This is a genomic window from Sandarakinorhabdus sp., assembly GCF_041689835.1.
Lineage (GTDB): Bacteria > Pseudomonadota > Alphaproteobacteria > Sphingomonadales > Sphingomonadaceae > Sandarakinorhabdus.
The window spans coordinates 1-4095 of the sequence record NZ_JBDNFM010000266.1 but is presented as its reverse complement, the minus strand read 5'-3'; the positions used below and the strand labels follow the sequence as shown (position 1 = coordinate 4095).

Here is a 4095-nt window from a genome sequence, read left to right as displayed (position 1 = left end):
GCGGCATACGCCGGGGTGGCGGCATACGCCGGGGTGGCGAGCACGAGGGAGACGAGTAGCAGGCGCATGATGTTCGTCCTTCAAAAAAACCCCGGCTCAAGCGCCGGCCATTTCCAACACCACGTTCCATTCGTCATCGGTGATCGGCACCACTGACAGGCGGAACTGGCGGAACATCGCCATGCCGGCCAGCCGCGGTTCGGCCTTCATTTGCGCCAGTGTCACCGCGCGCGGCAAGGGTGCCCTCGGGCCAACCATCACGGCAGGGAAGCGGGCCTTGGGGTCGCTGGGATCGATGAAATGTTCGCCCAGCACAGCGGCAATGCCGACGATGCACAGGCCTTCGTTGGAGTGGTAGAAAAACAGTTCGTCGCCCAGTTTCATGGCGCGCAAATATTGCGCCGCCTGATTGTTGCGAACGCCGTCCCACACGGTCTGGCCGTCCTTGTTCAGCTGTTCCCAACTGTATTTGAACGGTTCGGATTTCACCAGCCAGCGCGCCATTTCAAACCCCCAGTTCCGCTGCCCACGCATCGGGCTTGAAACCGATCAGCGCGGCAGTGTCGCCCTCCACGATGGGCCGCTTGATCATCGATGGGCTCGCCAGCATCAGCGCCGTGGCCTTGTCCGCATCCAGCCCCTGCTTGTCCGCATCGGGCAGCGCCTTGAAGGTGGTGCCGGCGCGATTGAGCACAGTCTCCCAGCCCCAGCGCGCCACCCAGCGGGCCAAGGCATCGGCGGGTACGCCGGCTTTCTTGTAATCGTGGAAGTCGTGGGCAATGCCTGCCGCCGTCAGAAAGCTGCGGGCTTTCTTCACCGTGTCACAATTGGGAATGCCATACAGGTTCATGCCGCCATCCATGCCAAGCTGCGCGCCCGCTGCCAAGTCGGCTGCGACAGGCTGGCCGCTGCCGCGGGCGCTGCGGCTGTCCTACAAGGCGCTTCCGGACTACATTGGCCAATATCAGCTGCCCCGACATTCCGGCCGCAATAATTTCCCTGATTCGATACGATTCGTCCAAACCGTCAATACTGGAGATGACAGCACACGATGGAGATCGTCTGGTTCAAGCGCGATTTGCGGGTGCATGATCATGCACCCCTCGTTGCTGCGTGTACCAGCGGGCGGGCAATGTTGCCGCTGTACATTTTCGAACCGGAAATGTGGGCGCAGGCCGATGCCAGCGGGCGGCAGTTTGCGTTTCTGGCCGAAGCGCTCGCCGATCTTGATCGCAGCCTTTCGGCGCGCGGCGCGCGGCTGGTGGTTCGGGTAGGCGATGCCGTGCAAGTGCTGCACGATCTGCACGCGGCGCACGGCCTGACCGCCATTCACGCCCACCAGGAAAGCGGCAATCTGTGGAGCTTTGCCCGCGACCAGGCGGTGCGGCGCTGGGCGCGGCAAGCCAGTGTGCCGGTGCTTGAAGCGCAGCAGCACGGCGTGTGGCGGGCGCACGGCAATCGCAATGGCTGGGCGGCGCGGTGGGAGGCGATGATGCGCCGCCAGCGCGTGCCGGCGCCCGCCGCCATCCGCATGGCCGATGTGGCAACCGAAACAATGCCCGATGCAGCCGCGCTGGGCCTGGCACCGGACCCCTGCCCCGGCCGGCAAACCGGTGGGCGGCGCGAAGGACTGGCGCTGCTGAAAAGTTTTCTGAACGAGCGCGGCCGGCCCTACCGGGCCGCGATGTCGGCGCCCGGCAGCGGGGCCGATCACTGCTCGCGACTATCACCGCATCTGGCGGTGGGCGCGCTTTCGATGCGCGAAGTGCTGCACGCCGCCGCCGCTGCCCGCGCCCGCTGGACGGACGCCGGCGACACGCGCTTCACTGGCTCCATTGAAAGCTTCATCAGCCGGCTGCACTGGCACTGCCATTTTATCCAGAAACTGGAGGACGCGCCGTGGCTGGAGGCGCGCTGCCTGCACCCGGATTATGCCGGCCTGCCCGATCACGACGCCTCGCGGCTGGCGGCGTGGGTGGCAGGGCGCACGGGCTGGCCGTTCGTCGATGCCTGCATGCGCAGCCTGGCCGCGACCGGTTGGCTGAATTTCCGCATGCGGGCGATGGTGATGGCGGTGGCCAGCTATCATCTGCGGCTGGATTGGCGGCTGAGCGGCGCGGCGCTGGCGCGGCTGTTCACTGATTACGAACCCGGCATCCACTGGCCGCAGGTGCAGATGCAATCCGGCACCACCGGCACCAATATCCCGCGGATTTATAATCCCATCAAGCAGGGCCATGATCAGGATCCCGGCGGCGATTTCGTGCGCCGCTGGCTGCCGGAACTGGCACATCTGCCGAGCCAATTCGTGCATGAGCCGTGGCTGGCCCCGGCGCAGCTGCGCGGCGATTATCCCGCGCCGCTGGTCGATCATGAACAAGCTGCGCGCGGGGCCAAGGCGGCGATCACCGCCATCCGCCGCAATCTCGCCCACGCTGCGCCGGCCCGCGCCATCGTTGCCAAGTACGGCAGCCGCCGCGCCGGCCTGCCGAGCACGGAGCGCCGGCGCAAGGCGGCAGCGCCAGCCAGCGAGGGCCAGGTTTTGGGCCAGGGCCAGCTTGATCTCTGAGCGCTGACAGGTATCACGGCTGCATGGATGGCAATCCGATCACGCCGGCCGGCATGGCGGCAATGCGGGCACGCTATGAACAGCTGATCCACGGCGACCGCCCGGTGATCGTTGAAGTGGTGCGCTGGGCTGCCGGCAATGGCGATCGCAGCGAGAACGGCGATTACATCTATGGCCGCCAGAAACTGCGCGAGATCGACCGCGAGCTGGGCCATCTCGCCAAGCGGATGACCGCCGCCCGCGTCGTCGATCCGGCCCGCCAAACCGAACGCGGCAAGGTGCTGTTTGGCTGTTCGGTGGAGATTGCCGACGATGACGGCAACCGCCGCACCTTCACTCTGGTGGGGGACGATGAGCAGGACGCTGCCGCAAACCTGATCGGCTGGAGCGCCCCCATCGCTCGCGCCCTGCGCGGCGCGCGCCTGGGTGACATGCGAATCGTGCGGCTGCCGGGTGGCGACAAAAACCTGGAAATCGTGACCATCATCTGGCCCGCCGAACACCCCGGCTGAACGTCACCCTAGCCCTCTCCGTGGCCGCGAAACCGTCATCGGCGGGCTTGACCGAGGAAAGAGGAATTCAGAATGACCTTGACTTGCGTTTCGGTAAAACCGAGACCGCTCAAGAGAAATGCAGGGCAATCGCGGGGAACCCCATAACCGCCCTTCATGACCGATATCTCAACGTCCACTCCGTGTACCCTGAAGAGCCTGCGCAAGCGGCACACATAGACTTTCACGATTTTGGGTGAATCGGTCCCGAGCGCTTTACAGATTTCAGAGTTTGAAACGATCCGACCGTGGTTTGCGAGCAGGGTGGTCAGGACCACGAGCGGTGCCCTGCTCAGATCCGGCAAATGAGATTTGAAAACCTGCAAGAGATCGACGTCAAAGTCCGGGTGGTCATCACGACGCCAGGACCGCTTGTAATCCGCCTCGGATTCGTCTGAAAGCGTGCGAAGTCGTGGATCGTTTTCTAGTTCATTCTGCTGCTCTCGCACTTCGCTGATCCGCTGCGGAGGCCAAAGTAGCTCGCCGCTTGTCAGAGTTCCGCGTGCCTGCGCCACAAGCCCGCGACAGGTTCTGAGCAATGTCTCGACCTCCAATATTAGCGAGTGCACCGCCGCAGCCGGGTCACCAAAATCGACATGGTCGCCGCCGTGCCGACCTGCGGGGGCGGTACGCGCGCCGTTCACAATGGTATCCACTTCGTTCATCATCTCGTCATCCCTGATGCCTGGCGCGGTGCGGCAAGCGGCTTCAAATGTTGAACCTAGTTGGCGAAAAGCCAATCAGGCGGCGCCCGGTCTGGCGCGATCTCTGTGAGCGGAAAAATAATCTGAGTTGATCTCTAACCACTATCTACCGAAAATTCATCCGTTTTGGTTAACCTTATAAAACAAAACCAAGTTAAACAACCACATAGAAGCGAAATTTTTAGACTAACGATCACTATACACTTGAAGTAAAAACAAATTTCTATCGCTGATAACAATTGCAGTCGTCTGTATTTTTAAAATCAGATAT

5 protein-coding genes are annotated in these 4095 nt (G+C 62.9%); 2 read left to right on the top strand and 3 right to left on the bottom strand.

From position 1 onward, the window contains the following. Nucleotides 1-96: 96 nt before the first annotated feature. On the bottom strand, nt 97-534 hold the full coding sequence (locus tag ACESL8_RS13280) for an EVE domain-containing protein (RefSeq protein WP_372919630.1): 438 nt from the start codon (nt 532-534) through the stop codon (nt 97-99). After that, on the bottom strand, nt 506-850 hold the full coding sequence (locus ACESL8_RS13275; protein ID WP_372919628.1) for an arsenate reductase: 345 nt from the start codon (nt 848-850) through the stop codon (nt 506-508). Before ACESL8_RS13275 ends, ACESL8_RS13280 begins: the two co-directional genes overlap by 29 nt. Nucleotides 851-1051: 201 nt before the next feature. Here ACESL8_RS13275 and ACESL8_RS13270 point away from each other — a divergent pair, with 201 nt between their 5' ends. Together ACESL8_RS13270 and ACESL8_RS13265 are read left to right on the top strand one after the other, a co-directional pair. Then, nucleotides 1052-2569 carry an FAD-binding domain-containing protein gene (locus tag ACESL8_RS13270; protein WP_372919626.1) on the top strand — a complete coding sequence of 506 codons (1518 nt, stop codon included), beginning with the start codon at nt 1052-1054 and terminating at the stop codon, nt 2567-2569. Nucleotides 2570-2592: 23 nt separating this feature from the next. Further along, complete coding sequence (locus ACESL8_RS13265) at nt 2593-3081, top strand: GreA/GreB family elongation factor (RefSeq protein WP_372919624.1); 489 nt, start codon at nt 2593-2595, stop codon at nt 3079-3081. Nucleotides 3082-3116: 35 nt separating this feature from the next. Here the strand turns inward: ACESL8_RS13265 and ACESL8_RS13260 are convergent, their stop codons facing one another. Further along, nucleotides 3117-3788 (bottom strand): helix-turn-helix domain-containing protein, encoded by a 672-nt coding sequence (locus ACESL8_RS13260; RefSeq protein WP_372919622.1) that lies wholly within the window; start codon nt 3786-3788, stop codon nt 3117-3119. Between the last annotated feature and the right edge of the window lie 307 nt (nt 3789-4095).

Bases quoted from the DNA above. Each gene is read 5' to 3' on its own strand.
- ACESL8_RS13280 (WP_372919630.1), bottom strand. From the start codon at position 534: ATGCGTGGGCAGCGGAACTGGGGGTTTGAAATGGCGCGCTGGCTGGTG.
- ACESL8_RS13275 (WP_372919628.1), bottom strand. From the start codon at position 850: ATGAACCTGTATGGCATTCCCAATTGTGACACGGTGAAGAAAGCCCGC.
- ACESL8_RS13260 (WP_372919622.1), bottom strand. From the start codon at position 3,788: ATGATGAACGAAGTGGATACCATTGTGAACGGCGCGCGTACCGCCCCC.
- ACESL8_RS13265 (WP_372919624.1), top strand. From the start codon at position 2,593: ATGGATGGCAATCCGATCACGCCGGCCGGCATGGCGGCAATGCGGGCA.
- ACESL8_RS13270 (WP_372919626.1), top strand. From the start codon at position 1,052: ATGGAGATCGTCTGGTTCAAGCGCGATTTGCGGGTGCATGATCATGCA.